Genomic DNA, 16,675 nt, shown 5'->3' on the forward strand with positions numbered 1-16,675 from the left:
CAGTTTCTTAGGCCTTATGTCCCCGCAACGGGTGGGGATAGTCCACAATAGATAACTGTGAGTGACCAAGATTTCAAGAATCATGATGCCCGCGGTGACCGCCTGCCCACGATGGGTGAGGTTATCGCGGAGACAACGAACCACGAGTCAGATGCCATTGGGCACTGGGGTAAGTGGGGCGGCCAGTTTGTGCCGGAGGCGCTGATGGCCGTTATCGGTGAGGTCACCGATGGCTACGCGAAGGCCCGCGTTGATCAGGATTTTCTCGATGAGCTCGACCGGCTGCAGCGTACTTATGTCGGACGTCCCTCGCCGCTGTACTACGCGGAGAAGTTTTCCGCTGATATCGGCGCTGACGTCTGGCTAAAGCGCGAGGATTTGAATCACACCGGTAGCCACAAGATTAATAACGTCTTGGGTCAGGTTCTGCTTGCTAAGCGCATGGGTAAGAAGAACATTATTGCCGAGACCGGTGCCGGCCAGCACGGTGTCGCAACCGCGACTGCCTGTGCGCTGCTCGGCCTTAACTGCCGTATCTACATGGGCAAGGTCGACGCAATCCGCCAGCGCCTTAATATCGCTCGCATGCGTTTGCTTGGTGCCGAGGTTATCGAGGTCGAGATTGGCTCGAAGACTCTCAAGGACGCGATCAATGAGGCCATGCGTTTTTGGGTTTCACACGCCGATGACACCTACTACTGCTTCGGCACTGCAGCCGGCCCGCACCCGTTCCCAACAATGGTGCGCGACTTCCAGCGCATCATCAGCGCCGAGGCACGCCAGCAGATCCTCGCGGAAACCGGCTCGCTTCCCGACGCTGTCGTGGCCTGTGTCGGCGGCGGTTCTAATGCGATCGGCGCGTTCCACCACTTCATCGATGATGAATCGGTTCGACTGATTGGCGCTGAAGCTGGCGGTGACGGTGTTGAGACCGGTCGCCATGCAGCACCGATTTCGGCCGCCGGTAATCCGGGTGTGTTCCAGGGCTCCTTCGCCGCCCTGATGCAGAACGAGGACGGTCAGATTACAGAGTCTCATTCGATTTCCGCCGGTCTGGATTACCCGGGCGTGGGCCCGGAGCACTCGTACCTGGCCGATATTGATCGCGCGTCCTACCTGCCGGTGACCGATACCCAGGCGATGCAGGCATTCCAGGACCTGACTCGGATGGAGGGCATCCTGCCCGCTATCGAGTCCGCACACGCGGTGGCTGCCGCCCGACTCATCAGCGGTGATCTGAATGAAGAGCTGGGCCGTAAGCCGCTGATTATTGTCAATGTTTCCGGTCGCGGTGACAAGGATGTCGACACCGCTGCTAAGTGGTTTGATCTGATGGAGGAGTCCTAAATGAGTCTGAGTGACGTCTTTGACAAGGTCCGTGAGGAAAACCGCGCAGCATTTATCGGCTACTACCCAGCGGGTTTCCCGACCACCGATAAGTCGATTGAGAACATCAAGGCGATTGTCGACGCTGGCGCCGACATCATCGAGGTTGGACTGCCTTTCTCCGACCCGATGATGGATGGCCCAACTATTCAGGATGCCGCCAACGTGGCTCTGGATGCGGGCTTCCGTACCCGTGAGATTATGCGGGTGGTTCGCGAAGTCACCGAGCACGGCGGTACCTGTGTGGTCATGAGCTACTGGAATCCGATTCTCCAGTATGGTCCGGAGCGTTTCGCCGAGGACTTGGCCGCCGCTGGTGGTCGGGGCACCATTATCCCGGATCTCATCCCCGAGGAGGCCGGCCAATGGCAGCGTGCAGCTGAGGCCAATGGTCTGTCCAACATCATGTTGGTGGCCCCGTCATCGACCAACGAGCGTCTGCAGCTAACTGCCACCGCGTCGACCGGCTTCGTCTACGCCACCAGCCACATGGGTGTCACAGGTGCCCAGGCCAGCGTCGACTCGGCCGCAGGCAAGTTGGTTGCCCGCACGCGCGAGGTCACCGATACACCGGTGTGCGTCGGTTTGGGTGTCTCCAATGGGGCACAGGCCGCGGAGATTGCCGAGTTTGCAGATGGCGTAATCGTTGGCTCGGCACTGATCAAGGCCGCGATGAAGAGCACCGATGACCTGGTAACGCTCGCCCGCGAACTCGCCGCGGGCGTACGAGGAGAGAGCTAGCGCATTTATGAGTTCCACCCTTGTTCTCGCTGAAACTGCAACGACGTATCTGGCCAACATTCCCTCTCCGCCGCAGGGGGTGTGGCAGTTAGGACCGCTACCACTGCGCGGTTACGCGATTTCCATCTTGGTTGGCGTACTCGTCGGCATTTACTGGATGCAGCGCCGCTACGCGGCCAGGGGTGGAGACCCGGAGTTAGTCCTCGACATTGCCATTGCGGTTATTCCTGCGGGCATTATCGGCGGCCGTCTCTACCACGTCGCCACCGACTGGGAGAAGTACTTCGGCCCCGGCGCCAATCCCGCCGATGCACTGAAAATCACCAATGGTGGTCTCGGCATCTGGGGCGCGGTGGCGCTGGGAGTGCTAGCCGCGTGGGCGGTTGCTAAGTGGCGGAAGGTGCCGTTTGCGCCAGTTCTTGACGCGGCCGCACCCGCAATCATCCTTGGACAGGCCATTGGGCGTCTGGGCAATTGGTTCAACCAGGAACTCTACGGTGGCCCAACGTCACTTCCGTGGGGTCTGGAAATTTACCAACGAGTTGATGAGTTTGGTCGGGTTACCCCTGTCACCGGAACGTCGACAGGCGAAGTGCTGGCCGTGGTGCATCCAACGTTTCTCTACGAGATGGTGTGGAACGTCCTCGCCTGTCTGGTCATTGTGTGGGCGGACCGAAAGTTCAAGATGGGCGGCGGGCGCGTCTTTGCGCTCTATGTCGCGGCCTACACTTTGGGGCGTTTCTTCATTGAACTCATGCGCGTCGATGACGCAACGCTGATATTCGGTGTGCGTATTAATAACATCACGTCGCTCGTGGTCTTTTTCTGCGCTGTCATTGCTTTGTGGATTCTGCGGGCCAAGAGCCGCGAAACCGCAGCTGAAGTCAGGGGAGAGCGCGAGGCTGCTGAAGCTCACAGTGCTTCCAACTGACGCATAGCCCGTTAAGGGACTAGGCTGGAGGCCGTGCTTAGACGAACGAAGATTGTATGTACCCTCGGTCCAGCAGTTGCTTCGCTGGAGGGGATTACCGGGCTGGTCAACGCCGGCATGGATGTTGCCCGCCTGAATTTCTCTCACGGTGAGCATGAGGACCACGCTCAGAACTACCACTGGGTGCGTGAAGCATCCGACGCTACGGGACATGCCGTCGGTATTCTCGCCGACTTGCAGGGACCAAAGATTCGCCTCGGTCGTTTTAAGGAAGGCTCGACGTATTGGGCTGACGGCGAGATTGTCCGCATCACCGTCGACGATGTCGAAGGCACGCACGACCGCGTCTCCACCACGTACAAGAATCTCGCTGACGATGCCCGTCCGGGCGATCGCCTGCTTGTCGACGATGGCAAGGTGGGCCTGGAGTGCATCGAGGTAGATGGCAACGATGTGGTGTGCCGTGTCATCGAGGGCGGTCCGGTCTCGAACAACAAGGGTGTTTCCCTGCCGGGGATGAACATCTCGGTGCCGGCTCTGTCAGAGAAGGATATCGCCGACCTGCGCTTCGCTCTGAAGCTGGGAGTCGACTTCATCGCGCTGTCCTTCGTCCGTTCGCCTTCCGACGTCGAACTGGTCCATGCGGTCATGGATGAGGTTGGCCGTCGTGTCCCGATTATCGCCAAGCTGGAGAAGCCAGAGGCAGTCGAGTCTCTCGAGGCCATCATCCTGGCTTTCGATGCCGTGATGGTCGCCCGTGGTGACCTTGGTGTTGAGGTGCCGTTGGAAGATGTTCCGCTGGTTCAGAAGCGCGCTATTCAGATTGCCCGCGAGAACGCCAAGCCGGTCATCGTCGCCACCCAGATGCTCGACTCCATGATTTCGAACTCGCGCCCGACTCGTGCGGAGGCCTCCGACGTGGCCAACGCTGTGCTCGATGGCGCAGATGCCGTGATGCTCTCGGGTGAGACCTCGGTTGGTAAGTACCCGCAGTCCACGGTTAAGACCATGGCTCGCATCGTCACCGCCGCTGAGCGCGAGGGGGAAGTTCCTGCGCTGACCCACATGCCTCGCACGAAGCGTGGTGTGATTTCCTACGCAGCTCGCGATATCGGTGAGCGCTTGAATGCCCGCGCTATGGTTGCTTTCACCACCTCGGGTGATACCGCTCGCCGTGTGGCACGCTTGCACTCTCGCCTGCCGCTGCTGGTATTCACTCCGAATCAGCAGGTTCGTTCGCAGCTTGCGCTGACGTGGGGTGCGGAGACCTTCTTGGTGCGCGAGGTTAACAGCACGGATGAGATCATGCAGGTCATCGATGAGCAGCTCTTGACCATGGAAAACTACAACGCTGGCGACACGCTGGTCGTTGTTGCTGGTACCCCTCCAGGAAATGAGGGCAATACCAACATGATTCACGTCCACGTTATTGGCGAGGACGCACGCTAGCTCTCTGGCGCGTTTGAAAAAGCCGGTAAGTCCTTTTGGGGCTTACCGGCTTTTTGTAAGAGCCTTTCGACCTGGGCTGTCGGGCTGTTTGGTGGGATCTTTGCGCTGTGCGCGGTGGCAAGCGGCCGGCACGCAGCTCTTACTTTGCCAAGTAGGACAGTACGGCGGCAGCGGCGGCAGAAGTCGCGGAGGTAGCCGTCGGCTCGAAGTCCGGCAGGAATGTCGGCATGTGATTCGACGGTACGTCTTCGACCACGCGGTCGGCAGCAACGGCGGCTTCCCACGTATCCCGAGGTGTGGCGCCAACGGTCCAGTAGACATATGGGCAGTTCAGTCCACGCGGCAGGTCTGAGAAGTCCTCCGATGCGGTCCACGGCACAGCATCGGTGGAATCGTCGCCGAGCACAGCGTCCATGACCGGGCGAATCGTGGCAAACGCCTCCGGATCATTGTCAGTGACTTCGCCGTGATCGGAGTACTCAATCACAGGCTCAACCTCAGTGCCGGAAGCCAGGCATTCGCCACGAACAACGCGCTCAATGCCCGCAATGAGCTTCGCGCGCACATCGTTGGAGTAGTAGCGAATATTCAGCACAATCTTGGCCTGACCGGGGATTGTGTTATTCGAATTGCCGGACTGCAGCGTGCCGACGGACAAAACACCAAACTCGTGGGGAGGAATCTCGCGCCCCACAATTCCTTGCAAGCGCAGAACGATTGCGGCAGCCAAGTACGTCGGGTCAATGGCGTTGTGCGGCATAGATCCATGTGCGGAGCGACCTGTCAGCGTGATGCTAATGGTGTCACAGCCAGCAAGTGCCGGGCCGGGCATGGTCATTACCTGACCTGCGGGGCCGGGAACAATGTGCTGGCCGAAGCACACATCTGGGGTGGGGATGAGGTCTGCCAGGCCGTCGTCAATCATAGCCTGTGCACCACAGGCCAGTTCCTCGGCGGGCTGGAACAGGGCAATGAAAGTACCCGACCACTCAGACTTAGTTGCTGCCATCAGGCTAGCCAGACCAAGACCGGCCGTCATGTGCATGTCATGGCCACAGGCGTGCATGACGGCGGTGGCAGAACCATCGCGGGCGGTACCGGTGGCAGAGGAAGCGAAGTCCACACCGGTTTCCTCGAACACCGGAAGCGCATCGATATCAGCGCGGAACAGCACGGTAGGGCCGGGGCCATTTTCCATGACACCAACGAGGCCGTGACCACCGATTCCCTCATACACCGTGTAAGTGCCCATGTCGCGAAGAGCACCGGCCAGATACGCGGCAGTTTTCTCCTCCGCCTGAGATAGCTCCGGGTGCTGGTGCAGGTAACGGTAGATTTCCCACTGCCTGTCCAATGGCACTCGATGAGTGGCGATGAGGTCGCGAATGCGGCTCAGTCGTGCTTCATTGTTGCTCACCTGGATTAAGACTCCTAACTCCTCTCTACTCTGTGCCAGAGAACTACAGTCGCGACCCGTCTTCGACGAGCGGGTTGTACTTCAGCGAGTTTGGCTGGCACTGGCACTCGGTCGCAATGTGAATGCTGTCCGAAATCTTTCCGGTCTCCCGTAAACGGTACATCTCCGGGACAACGCGGTCGCGCAGATCCCATGGGGAGATGGTGTTCAGATAAATCTTGGTGCCACCTTCAAAACCGGCCAAATTTGAGGTGCGCCACTTAATCATTACGCGCCACGGCATGCGGGCATCCAAATCGACAGGGCGGTGGTGCCATTCCTCGTTACACGGAATGGTGGGCCCGGCAGCGGCATGACATGCGTGAATCAGGTCCGACATTGCGTCTATCTCAGCCCGGGTTTGCAGCCACGGTTCGCAGACATCCGACTTCGAGAAGATCTCCAGCGTCGGGTAGCGGTGTCCGAATCCTGCGAAAGCCACCGCGTGCTCGTTTTCCGCAATAACCAGGTTGTGGCGGGCCGCATAGTCCACTGCGTATTCGTTGTAGATATTCGGGTTCTTGCGCACCGCCTGCACTTCGCGCTTGAGCTGCTCGCCGTGCTCATCGATGGCCACAAGCTGCTTGTGCAAGTGATCGAAGCTTGCGCCTGCCGGTTTCAGCCAGTTTTGGAAAGCGGCCACATAACGCACGTAGCGGTTCCGTCGGTACAGGTCAGCAATCGACTCGACGGTAAACGCAATGAGTGCGCGGTGCTCGGCAACGCTCAATGTGCCAGAAGAAGCCAGCTGGTTATCGTGGGTAGCGGCGTCGACAAAGTGGCGACGGGCAACAATCACATCGTGGCCGCCGGCGAAATAGCTTGGGGCGCGGCGCAGCAATTCCTCGTCGGAAAGCGCGTTGATTTCCTCTTCACTGCGTCCAGCGGCGCGGTATCGCGTGCGAATGATGTTGAGCACGTGCTCGCGGCCCTTCGGGTCATCGAGGTAGGCCTCCATACGTTGCTGAGTTTCGCGGTCGGGCTCGAAGCCATAGTTTTCCGACCAATAGTCATAGGAGACGATCTCGAACAGGTTGGGCACTCGGCGGAACTCCGCAGTGGTGTCGAAAAGCTGGTCGGGCAGCACTCCCGTCACCGTGCTGTAGCCGCCGAATACCGATTCGTCGAGGACAACGCGGGCCTTCTCCGGCGGGGTTTGCAGCAGGTTGTTCCAGCCAAAGGAGTCGCGGGATCCAAAATCCTCCTCGCTCAATGGCTGCGGATCCGTGTGCTTAATTCCCAACGGCCGATTGCCACGACCTGGGACTGTCCATACCTGGGTACCGGAAAAAGGATTGACTTGCTTCACCGTGCCGTCGGCAAGCGTGATGAGGGGATTGCTGAAAGCCTGCATAAGTCCAACACTACGTCTTTGCTGCCGGTCGGCGCGCCAACGTAGGGGGACAGGGCTTGACGACGGTTAGCTATTGTCTGGCCGTCTCGCGTGGCTTAGCCTGTGAAGTTATGTCGAAGATTGTTTTTCACTGCCTGGTGAAGCCGACCGAATCGGAGGCGCTGGCCGAGGCATTTCGTACCAAGTTGAGTGAGTTTGACCGCGCCGGGCGAATTAGTGACGTGGATGTTTCGGTGGCGTCGGCGGACACGGACGCGCAGTTGGTGGAGCAGTGGGAGCGTGAGAACCCGAAGGAGCCGTTGGGGGATAGGAAGGTATTCCGTTATCTCTTGAGCTTCGATCAGCACGGCGGTTCTCTCAATGAACTCGCTATGGACCTCTCTGAGCTACTGACTCCGCGTGCAGAATTGCCCCCGGACCCAGTGCTGCGTGAGTTCGACGAAATGCTCGAATCTGTTGCGACGTATCCCTGGAATGTTGCCGTATTTAGGTAATATCCTACCTAATTCGTGAAAAGTGTAAGCCTCCACAGAGTCAGTGATTGGCTTGGCCAACGGGTGTAGCGCGAATCGCTACGAGTTTTCCCAGCAATATGCCGTTGTATAATTATGTCCGCTTCAATATCTACAGTTGCCCAGTCCTTGTGCACACAACCTGTGCCACCGAGTTACGGCAACCGGAAAGTGGTTTACAACCGCTGACGGTTTGTTCTTCGTGGGCGCCATAATGGTTTCGCAGAGAGGTTTATTTTGAATATCGAGCAGAAGGTTTCGGGACTCTATGACCAGATTCTCACCCGAAACGCCGGTGAGCCGGAGTTCCACCAGGCAGTGGCAGAAGTTCTGGAGTCGCTGAAGGTCGTCCTGGAAAAGGACCCACACTACGGTGACTACGGCTTGGTTCAGCGTCTGTGTGAGCCGGAGCGTCAGATCATTTTCCGCGTGCCGTGGGTCGATGACCAGGGGAAGGTCCAGGTCAACCGTGGCTTCCGTGTTCAATTCAACTCTGTGCTGGGCCCGTACAAGGGTGGTCTGCGCTTCCACCCGAGCGTGAACCTCGGCATCATTAAGTTCCTGGGCTTCGAGCAGATCTTCAAGAACTCCCTGACCGGCCTGCCGATCGGTGGCGGCAAGGGTGGCTCCGACTTTGATCCGAAGGGCAAGTCCGAGCTAGAAATCATGCGCTTCTGCCAGTCGTTCATGACTGAGCTGCACCGCCACATCGGTGAGTACCGTGACGTCCCGGCCGGTGACATCGGCGTCGGCGGCCGCGAGATTGGCTACCTGTTCGGTCAGTACCGCCGTATGGCCAACCAGCACGAGTCCGGCGTTCTCACCGGTAAGGGCCTGACCTGGGGCGGTTCCCTGGTTCGTACCGAGGCCACCGGTTACGGCTGTGTCTACTTCACTGAAGAGATGATGAAGGCCAACGGTGCTGACATCAACGGTGCCAAGGTCATCGTTTCCGGTTCCGGTAACGTCGCCATCTACGCCATTAAGAAGGCTCAGGAGCTCGGCGCTACCGTCGTCGGTTTCTCTGACTCTTCCGGTTACGTCTCCACCCCGAACGGTGTCGACGTCGAGCTGCTGAAGGAAATCAAGGAAGTTCGTCGTGCTCGCGTCTCCGAGTACGTCGCTGAGGCTGAGGGCGCTGAGTTCCACGAGGGTGGCAACATCTGGGAGCTCAAGGCTGATGTCGCACTGCCGTGTGCAACTCAGAATGAGCTCAATGGCGAGTCCGCCAAGCTGCTGGTCGACAACGGCTGCCGCTTCGTTGCTGAGGGCGCAAACATGCCGTCCACCCCGGAGGCTATCGAGGTCTTCAAGGCCAACGGTGTCCACTTTGCGCCGGGCAAGGCTGCCAATGCCGGTGGTGTTGCTACCTCCGCTCTGGAGATGCAGCAGAACGCTACCCGCGATTCCTGGTCCTTCTCCTACACCGATGAGCGCCTGAAGCGCATCATGACCAACATCTTCAAGAACTGCGAAACCACCGCCGCTGAGTACGATCACGAGGGTAACTACGTGCTCGGTGCCAACATCGCAGGCTTCAAGAAGGTCGCTAACGCAATGCTGGCTCAGGGCGTCATCTAGTCTGCTAACGTTTCCGCTTTACGACGGATCCTCGGCGACCCCGCCCGTCGAAAAGCCAAAAAGCCCACGCTGTAAACTCCCTCCTATGGAGTTATCAGTGTGGGCTTTTGTCTTTATCGTGGCAACGATTTTCATCGGGGCTCTGATGCAGCGAATAGCCGGTATGGGACTCGGACTGTTGGGAGGTCCGGTCCTCTCACTGGTTGCAGGTCCCGTAGCAGGAATTTTGATTATTAACGTGCTCGCATCGGTCAATGCGATCATGCAGACCATCTCGGTGCGAGAGAACGTCGATTGGAAGAAGTTCTGGCTGATTGGCCCGGTGATGGCCTTAGGTGCGCTGCCAGGCGCCTGGGTGGTTCACAACACGCCCAGCGGGCCACTCCAGGTTCTGGTCGGCGGGCTCGTGCTACTCGCGCTGCTAGTGACATCCTTTATGCCTCAGCGCATGCGTGTCGACGGCCCACAATACGCCGTTGCCTCAGGCGTGGCCGGCGGTTTTATGAATACCCTGGCCGGCATTGCGGGCCCAGCCATTACCGTTTACGCACAGGCTTCCCGTTGGCCAGCGCAGACATTTGCAGCCACCCTGCAACCGCTCTTCTTTGTTTCCGGCGCGTTGTCCTTGCTGTTCAAGGAAATCAGCGGTGACGTATCTGTCTTCGCCACCACACCGGTTATCCTCTGGCCGCTGTGTTTGGTTGCCATGATTGTGGGTATATTTTTGGGCACTCGCGTTTCCCGACGAGTGCCCATTGTGCAAGCCCGAAAGCTCGCGGTCATTCTGGCGACTACCGGCGCGGCAGTCACTATGTTTCGCGGAATCTCCGCAACTTTTGGCGCTTAGGCTTGCTGTTACTTCAACAGCGAAGACAGGAAGTTGCGGGTGCGCTCGTGCTGCGGATTACCCAGCACCTCATCCGGGGTGCCTTTCTCCACGACCACGCCGTCAGCCATAAACACGACCTGGTCGGCGACTTCGCGGGCAAAGCCCATCTCGTGCGTCACGACGACCATGGTCATGCCCTTATCGGCCAGACCACGCATGACGTTGAGAACCTCACCGACGAGCTCGGGGTCAAGAGCGGAAGTCGGCTCATCGAAGAGCATTAGCTTCGGCTCCATGGCCAGGGCTCGAGCAATGGCAACACGCTGCTGCTGACCGCCCGAGAGCTGAACAGGGTAGGCATCGGCCTTGTGAGCCAGACCAACAGTCTCCAGCAGCTCCATGGCACGCTTTTCAGCCTGCTCCTGAGAGACGCCCTTTACCAGCACTGGTGCCTCGGTGATATTTCCCAGCACCGTGCGGTGCGGGAACAGGTTGAAGTTCTGGAACACCATGCCGATATCGCGACGCTGACGGGCAGCTTCTGCGGCGGAAATTTCGTAGAGGCTGCCGTTTTTTTCGCGGTAGCCAATCAGGGAACCGTCGACGTAGAGACGGCCGGCATTGACCTTCTCCAGGTGGTTGATGCAGCGCAGCAGTGTGGACTTACCGGAGCCCGAAGGCCCAATGAGGCAGGTAACCGTACCGCGTGGAACTTCCAGGTCGATGCCCTTGAGGACCTCGAGACGGCCGAAGTTCTTCCGAACCTTTTGCGCCTCAACCATCAAATCTTTGGTAGTCATTTACTGCGGATCCTCTCGGTAGAAGTGCTCTTCGTCCTTATCGACAACGCGAGCATTTGCAAGCGGCACACCTTCGGCGTCGGCAAGCGCGGCCAGCTGGCGGGCGGTGAGCTGACGGGTAGCGCCGCGGGCGAAGTAGCGCTCAAGGTAGAACTGTCCGACCATCAGAATTGATGTGATGACCAAGTACCAGGTGGCGGCGACAAGCAGCATCGGCACCGGCAGGAACAGCGCATTGGCGATGTCCGTGGAGCGGCCGTAGAGTTCCAGCGAGAACGGCACTGCGATGACCAGCGAAGTGGTCTTCAGCAGGGAGATGAACTCGTTGCCCGTCGGCGGGATGATGATGCGCATAGCCTGTGGCAAGATGGTGCGGCGGACAGTCTGCCACCAGCTCATACCCAGTGCCTTCGATGCTTCGGTCTGGCCCTCCGGGACAGCCTGGATGCCGGCACGGACAATTTCAGCCATGTATGCGGACTCATTCAAGCCGAGACCGACGAACGCTAACACAAAGGTATTGGACAGGACAGTGCTGAGATCAACCTCGGCAACGCCCAGGTCAATCGTCGAGTAGATAGTGCCGAGGAGGCCCCAAAAGACCAGCTGCACGTAGACCGGAGTTCCTCGGAAAACCCACAGGTAGAACCAAGCAACAGTGGACAGCACGGGGTTGTCCGACATTCGGAGTACGGCGACGATGGCACCGCCGACGATACCGATGAGCATGGCCAGGACCGTTAGTGCAATGGTCCAGCCAGCGGCAGCGGCGATTCGTGTGTCGAACAGGTACTGGAAGTAAACATCCCAGTGGTAGGCCTCGTTGCGGGCGGCACCGATGATGAACCACAGGAAGAGCACAAGCAGCACTGCTGCGGTGATCCAGCGACCCGGGTGCGGCAGCGGTTTGGCCTTAATTTCTTCGTTGAGTTCCGCCTGTGTGGCCTCGTAGCGGGCGCCAGACGCAGATGAGTCGCTCACTTAAAGTTCCTCTCCGTTAATAGTGGCGCGTTCCAAAGCACCGTCTTCCAAACCCCATGTGGTCAGGATTTGCTTGTACTGGCCGTTGTCGATGAGGTACTGCAGCGCCTGCTGGAGTACTGGGCCGAGTTCTGAATCCTTCGGAATAGCGAAGCCGAACGGGGCACCATCGTAGATATCTCCGGCAAGTTCGAGTTTGCCCTCAGAACGATTGACCGCGTAGGCACTGACTGGTGAGTCAGCTGCCAGCGCGTCAGCACGCCCCAGCACCACGGTGGTAGCTGCGGTACCAGCATCCTGGTAGGCCAATTTGTTAATTGGTGGCAAACCGCGATCCAGACAATCCTGATTCTTTACCGGCAGGTCCTCCATGTCAGCGACGGTATTGCGCTGAACAGCGACAGTTTTGCCACAGTAGTTGTCGGAGCTGGCGTCGCTGCCCGGGCGACGTGCCCACTGCAGGCCCGTATCCAGGTAGTCGACGAAGTCGTAGGTCTTGCGGCGCTCCTCGTTTGAGGTGAAGCCGGAGGCACCAACATCAACTGCGCCGGCCGACAGGGCCGGCAGAATCAGTGCGAAATCCTGTTCTTGGATTTCCAGCCGCAGATCCAGGACGCTGGCCATGGCCCGCATGAGGTCAATGTCGAATCCGATGATGGAACCGGCGGAATCCTTAAACTCTGCCGGGGCGAATGTTGGGTTGGTGCCGATGCGCAATACTTCGCGCTTACGAAGATCTGCTGGGACCTGTTTCGCCAGTTCGGGGACCGCTGCCGGTTTGATCTCTGACCAGCCCTCGGGGTTACCGCTTTCGTCATTGGTGACGCAGCCTGTAAGCCCTAAGAACAAGGTCGCAGTCAGCGTGGCAGCCGCCAATGCGATGGGTCTTTTCATATCTGAATATGTTACCTAGGCACAGGAATACCTTAAATTCGGTACCCCTATTCAGCTGCGTCTTAGGCTGGTGCAGGAAAACCGCACACTTTTCAGACTTCCCGGGGAATAGTCAGCGCCGGTTTTCTAGTTCGCTTCAGCTGCAGCAAAGCCATTGCCAGTGACGTCGAGCGGGCCGACCGCGCCGGAGGCCGGGTCGCTCAGCGCAGCATCGCGGACAGCCTTCGCCACGGCCGGCATGACGCGCGAATCCAGCGCCGACGGGATAATGCGGTCGGCACTCAGGTCTTCTACGCCAACATTTGCAATGGCCTGAGTAGCAGCCAGCTTCATGGCCTCGGTGATCCGTTTGGCACCCGCCTCCAGTGCGCCACGGAACAGACCCGGGAAGGCCAGCACATTATTAATCTGGTTCGGATGATCCGAGCGGCCAGTGGCCACGACGGCTCCGTACTTGCGGGCGACTTCCATCGGAATCTCCGGAATCGGGTTGGCCAGCGAGAACAGAATCGGGTCAGCGGCCATTTGGCTAATCGCATCCTCGCCGATACGGCCGGCAGAGACGCCGATGAACACGTTAGCGTCGACAAGCGCATCGTTGATCGAGCCGGTGATACCGCGTGGGTTAGTCATGCCGGCGACCCACTGCTTGATGTCGCTCAGTGGCTCGCGGTCCGGGTGGATGATGCCGCGCGAATCGACGACGACGATGTCGGACACGCCAGCGGACAGCAGCATCTTCGTCGCAGCGACACCAGCGGCACCAGCGCCGGAGATGACCACGCGGAGATCCTGGAAGCTGCGACCTGTCAGCTTGCAGGCGTTGATCAGGCCGGCGGCGATGACGATGGCGGTGCCGTGCTGGTCGTCGTGGAAGATGGGGATGTCGAGCTCTTGGTCGAGACGCTGCTCGATCTCGAAGCAGCGAGGCGCGGAGATGTCTTCGAGGTTCACTCCGCCAAACGACGGCGCCAGCGCCTTGACCGTCTGGATGATTTCCTCTGTATTGAGGGTATCCAGGACGATTGGCACAGCGGAGATGCCGGCGAACTGCTCGAAGAGCTGGGCTTTTCCTTCCATCACCGGTAGCGCGGCCTTGGGCCCGATGTCGCCAAGGCCAAGCACGGCGGTGCCGTCGGAAACCACTGCGACGTTCTGGCCGGTCCAGGTGTAGGTGCGGGCCAGAGCCGGATCTTCGTGGATGGCCTCACAGACGCGAGCGACACCTGGGGTGTAGCCGATGGAGAGGTCGCGAATTGTCTCGAGCTTCATGGTGGAGTGGGAGCGGAGCTTGCCGCCTCGGTGTGCCTCAAAGATTTCCGCATCGGTGATGGTCGACGGATCTGTGGGGGCGGTGTCCTCCGGTACTGCGTGAAGTGGCGTCTTAGCGGAGTTCGCGTTCGCAGTGTGGGCGGAGGAGCTAGAGGGGGAATTCGCAGCAGGCATGATGACAGTCCAAAACGTGTTGAGTACTGAGTACTTTGTACTTTGAGAAAACTCGACCGCGGCGTGAGCTGCTGGTGGGCAGTGCGTAAAGCCGGGAGCAAAGCTTGGCAGGTGATACGTAGTGGTGTGCGTAAAAACTAAACCAGTCTTGCTATACGGGATTGGTATCTCATTATATGGACAGTGGGGTGGAAAATAAAATCTTTGCGGTTGGGGGAGCGGGGATTTGGGAAGTGTCGTGGGGCTGGCGGCCGCGGGCGTGATGCCGGAACCCCGGCTTTTGCCGAGTTCGACGAGTCCTGCCATGGCATCGTTTGTGTTAAGGGCTACTCAGCTGCGTCGTTTGTGATGAAGGTGTGCATCGAGCTTGCTCGGAAGCATCTTTGTTAGGAAGTGCCTTCGGTGGGGTGTCTATGTGCTGTCGGGTTCCATATGGGCGGCTGTCGTTGGAGGGGCTCCATGCCTTGGCCGCTTTTGGCCTTCTATTGGTTTGGAAAATGTTGGCGATATTATTTGCCGATATTGAGTAAGCGCTGGCCGGGGTTGAAGGTTAGTTTTTAAAGAGATTAACCAGTTCCAAGCCCTGTTCTATGGGGTAGAGGCCTGGTTTTTTCTTACCTTCAGTGGTGCCTTATGGTTCGCGAATCGAAAATATTTGTGTAGTGCGGAAAGTTGAATCCGGAGTTCCTGGGATAGTTCCAACTGACGACAGAGAGCTGTTCGTTTATTGCAACTTCTACGCAGGAGGCTTCTTACGATGTCCGATTCCACTTTCCCCCAGAACCCGCAGAGTCCACAGAACCCGTATGGCTCCCAGAATCCGTACGGCTCCCAGGATCCGCAGGATCCGCTGGGGCAGCAGTACTACCAGCACAACCCGCAGGATCCGCTCGGCCAGCAGCCCTACCCGCAGGGGCCGTCGGCAGCGGGGCAGATGCCTCCGGCTCCGAAAGAAAAGAAGAAGGGTGGATGCTTCAAATGGGGTGGTATTGCCGCGGGCGCTGTCGTGGTCCTCGCTGTGGCGGCCAGCTTGACTGGTGGCGGTGACACTGAGTCGGGTTCCGATTCTGAAGCTGCATCTCTCTTTGGTTCGGAGACTGCCGTTGCGGCTGATTCTGGGACTGTTGAGAATGCCGATTTCGCTGAGTCTTCCGAGGCAGGTGTAGATGAGCAGCAAGGTCAGACGGGGGAGCAGCAAAAGCAGGATGAGAAGGTCCCGACCGAATACAAGAATGCTCTCCGCAAGGCAGAGATTTACGCGAATCGCATGCACATGTCGAAGGCCGGTATTTATGATCAGCTGACCTCGGAGTACGGCGAGAAGTTCTCACCGGAGGCAGCCCAGTATGCAATGGACAATCTCGATGCGGACTGGAATAAGAACGCACTGGAAAAGGCGAGAATCTACCAGGATTCGATGGCGATGTCCCCGGATGCGGTTTACGAGCAGCTGACGTCGGAATACGGCGAGCAGTTTACTCCGGAGGAAGCTCAGTACGCGGTGGATAACCTGTAGCAGCGGGCTTCGTTTGTTGATGACGCCAATTGGCCAGAGTCCAGTTGGATGCCTGCTGCAAAAGAACGGCTTCCGCTTCACCAGAATGCATTTGCTGCACACTGAACGGCTGCTGGTGAAGCGGAAACCGTCTCGGCAGTTTTAATGCGTGACCGGGCAGTTGAGCGAGTGTCTGCAGCACAACTTCGGCGCGGTACAATTCGTGCCGTTTATCAACCGCGCCCGCATCGGCGACCGCGGCGGCAAATCAGAAGTAACCGCGACACTGCGCCGCTACGCAGTCGCAGCACCTATCTTGCAGAAGACATCGCTGAGTTTCGAGTCTCCATCACAGAAGAGCAGCGGCAAGCTTTGTTGAGCGGGATTTCCGAGTACTCCGATGGCGATGAAGAAGTTTTCAGAGCGTATGCTCGCCTGTTGAAATCATCGGACTCAAAAGCCATGGAGTAGCCACATTCGCGGGGTGCGAGTCCCCGCCATGGCACTGCCCCGTTCACTCAATCGATAGTGGCGGGGTTTTCTTATGCCCAAAAACAGATTCACCCAGGAGTTAACGCAGGATTCAACGTGCAATAAGTGGCTCTTTTTTGGCTCATTTTTGGCGCAAAATACCCGTGAAAGTACGTGAAAGTGCGTGAAAAAGAGTGAAAGATAGTGAATACTCAGACAAGTAAAAACCCGCCCCCACCAGGCTAAAAGCCAGGTGAAAGCGGGTTTTAAAATCGTGCCCCCGGTGAGACTCGAACTCACACTGGACGGGTTTTGAATCCGTTGCCTCTGCCAATTGGGCTACAGGGGC

General features: G+C 58.5%; 15 protein-coding genes and 1 tRNA gene. 9 read left to right on the top strand and 7 right to left on the bottom strand.

The window, feature by feature from the left end:
• The first annotated feature begins 57 nt into the window (after positions 1 to 57).
• Genes trpB through pyk form a run of 4 tightly spaced genes read left to right on the top strand, consistent with a single transcriptional unit; the run spans position 58 to position 4,507 of the window.
• Complete coding sequence (trpB, locus tag CHU70_RS01695; protein WP_005510336.1) at positions 58 to 1,347, top strand: tryptophan synthase subunit beta; 1,290 nt, start codon at positions 58 to 60, stop codon at positions 1,345 to 1,347.
• Complete coding sequence (gene trpA, locus CHU70_RS01700) at positions 1,348 to 2,127, top strand: tryptophan synthase subunit alpha (RefSeq protein ID WP_016422940.1); 780 nt, start codon at positions 1,348 to 1,350, stop codon at positions 2,125 to 2,127. It begins immediately after the preceding gene.
• A gap of 7 nt (positions 2,128 to 2,134) precedes the next feature.
• Complete coding sequence (gene lgt / locus CHU70_RS01705) at positions 2,135 to 3,058, top strand: prolipoprotein diacylglyceryl transferase (RefSeq protein ID WP_049170326.1); 924 nt, start codon at positions 2,135 to 2,137, stop codon at positions 3,056 to 3,058.
• Between the two features lie 33 nt (positions 3,059 to 3,091).
• On the top strand, positions 3,092 to 4,507 hold the full coding sequence (gene pyk / locus CHU70_RS01710) for a pyruvate kinase (RefSeq protein WP_016422938.1): 1,416 nt from the start codon (positions 3,092 to 3,094) through the stop codon (positions 4,505 to 4,507).
• Between the two features lie 139 nt (positions 4,508 to 4,646).
• Here pyk and CHU70_RS01715 read toward each other — a convergent pair whose 3' ends face one another.
• Both CHU70_RS01715 and CHU70_RS01720 read right to left on the bottom strand, forming a co-directional pair.
• Entirely contained in the window at positions 4,647 to 5,924 is a 1,278-nt protein-coding gene (locus tag CHU70_RS01715; RefSeq protein ID WP_049193967.1) for an amidohydrolase, read from the bottom strand.
• 43 nt (positions 5,925 to 5,967) lie between these two features.
• Positions 5,968 to 7,317: a DUF4921 family protein gene (locus CHU70_RS01720; RefSeq protein WP_070429591.1), complete on the bottom strand. Its 1,350-nt coding sequence runs from the start codon at positions 7,315 to 7,317 to the stop codon at positions 5,968 to 5,970.
• A 110-nt stretch (positions 7,318 to 7,427) separates the two neighbouring features.
• Here CHU70_RS01720 and CHU70_RS01725 point away from each other — a divergent pair, with 110 nt between their 5' ends.
• The 3 genes from CHU70_RS01725 to CHU70_RS01735 all read left to right on the top strand — a co-directional run bounded on the left by CHU70_RS01725 (position 7,428) and on the right by CHU70_RS01735 (position 10,257).
• On the top strand, positions 7,428 to 7,811 hold the full coding sequence (locus CHU70_RS01725) for a hypothetical protein (protein WP_042388759.1): 384 nt from the start codon (positions 7,428 to 7,430) through the stop codon (positions 7,809 to 7,811).
• Positions 7,812 to 8,066: 255 nt separating this feature from the next.
• Positions 8,067 to 9,410: an NADP-specific glutamate dehydrogenase gene (gene gdhA / locus CHU70_RS01730; protein ID WP_016422934.1), complete on the top strand. Its 1,344-nt coding sequence runs from the start codon at positions 8,067 to 8,069 to the stop codon at positions 9,408 to 9,410.
• An 85-nt stretch (positions 9,411 to 9,495) separates the two neighbouring features.
• Complete coding sequence (locus CHU70_RS01735; RefSeq protein ID WP_042388756.1) at positions 9,496 to 10,257, top strand: sulfite exporter TauE/SafE family protein; 762 nt, start codon at positions 9,496 to 9,498, stop codon at positions 10,255 to 10,257.
• 8 nt (positions 10,258 to 10,265) lie between these two features.
• Here the strand turns inward: CHU70_RS01735 and ehuA are convergent, their stop codons facing one another.
• From ehuA to CHU70_RS01755, 4 genes are all read right to left on the bottom strand, one after another.
• Positions 10,266 to 11,039 (bottom strand): ectoine/hydroxyectoine ABC transporter ATP-binding protein EhuA, encoded by a 774-nt coding sequence (gene ehuA / locus CHU70_RS01740; RefSeq protein WP_016422932.1) that lies wholly within the window; start codon positions 11,037 to 11,039, stop codon positions 10,266 to 10,268.
• Positions 11,040 to 11,957, bottom strand: coding sequence for an amino acid ABC transporter permease (locus CHU70_RS01745; RefSeq protein WP_369707174.1), 918 nt, complete (start codon positions 11,955 to 11,957; stop codon positions 11,040 to 11,042). It abuts the gene before it with no gap.
• Between the two features lie 63 nt (positions 11,958 to 12,020).
• Positions 12,021 to 12,914 carry an ABC transporter substrate-binding protein gene (locus CHU70_RS01750; RefSeq protein WP_016422930.1) on the bottom strand — a complete coding sequence of 298 codons (894 nt, stop codon included), beginning with the start codon at positions 12,912 to 12,914 and terminating at the stop codon, positions 12,021 to 12,023.
• 126 nt (positions 12,915 to 13,040) lie between these two features.
• Positions 13,041 to 14,360, bottom strand: coding sequence for an NADP-dependent malic enzyme (locus tag CHU70_RS01755; RefSeq protein WP_016422929.1), 1,320 nt, complete (start codon positions 14,358 to 14,360; stop codon positions 13,041 to 13,043).
• Positions 14,361 to 15,117: 757 nt separating this feature from the next.
• Here CHU70_RS01755 and CHU70_RS01760 point away from each other — a divergent pair.
• Both CHU70_RS01760 and CHU70_RS01765 read left to right on the top strand, forming a co-directional pair.
• Positions 15,118 to 15,876, top strand: coding sequence for an Ltp family lipoprotein (locus tag CHU70_RS01760; RefSeq protein ID WP_147719392.1), 759 nt, complete (start codon positions 15,118 to 15,120; stop codon positions 15,874 to 15,876).
• 148 nt (positions 15,877 to 16,024) lie between these two features.
• Positions 16,025 to 16,234 carry a hypothetical protein gene (locus CHU70_RS01765; RefSeq protein WP_049190013.1) on the top strand — a complete coding sequence of 70 codons (210 nt, stop codon included), beginning with the start codon at positions 16,025 to 16,027 and terminating at the stop codon, positions 16,232 to 16,234.
• A 367-nt stretch (positions 16,235 to 16,601) separates the two neighbouring features.
• Here the strand turns inward: CHU70_RS01765 and CHU70_RS01770 are convergent.
• A tRNA-Leu gene (locus CHU70_RS01770) sits at positions 16,602 to 16,675 on the bottom strand.

Source organism: Corynebacterium sp. LK10 (assembly GCF_008042455.1).
GTDB classification, from domain to species: Bacteria; Actinomycetota; Actinomycetes; order Mycobacteriales; family Mycobacteriaceae; genus Corynebacterium; species Corynebacterium jeikeium_D.